The 448-nt window shown below is 58.0% G+C and carries 1 protein-coding gene; it reads right to left on the bottom strand.

What is annotated here, in order from left to right:
- Positions 1-448, bottom strand: a 448-nt coding sequence (locus tag ACWGS8_RS35200; protein ID WP_454585211.1) for a formate dehydrogenase subunit gamma, incomplete at both ends; no start/stop codon positions are given.

The following is a 448-nucleotide window of genomic DNA, read 5'->3' as shown; positions in this document are numbered from 1 at the left end:
GATACAGACATCGCAATTCCGCCCAGGACGACGGCCCAGAAGATGAGCTTCTGGCCGGTATTGAAACGTCCGGCCGGCGGATGCGTCCTGTTGGTTTTGTCGAAAAAGCCGCCGCCGACTCTGAGCCAATGAGCGTCATGGCGATCCGGAAGGTTGTCCCAGGCCCATGTCGCCAGCATGACTAATATGCCGAGCATAAACGCCCACGCGACGAAGTCGTGGGCGTATTTCGCCCAAATCGACCAGGTTGAAAATGCATCGGCCCCGATCAGTGGCATCAGCAGACGCTTGCCGAAGATAAAGTTCAGGCCGGTGATGGCTAGGATGATGAACGCCGTGGCAGTCATCCAGTGGGTTAGCCGCTCCAGAGCACCGAAGCGCAAAATCCTTACGCTCGATTCGGGCGCCAGTGTGCGGATGCGGCCCCTGTAGAAATAGAACAGCGCCA

The sequence above is a fragment of the Mesorhizobium sp. 43Arga genome (genome assembly GCF_053714255.1).
The sequence above is the reverse complement of the archived record's forward strand: the minus strand, read 5'-3'. Positions and strand labels throughout refer to the sequence as shown.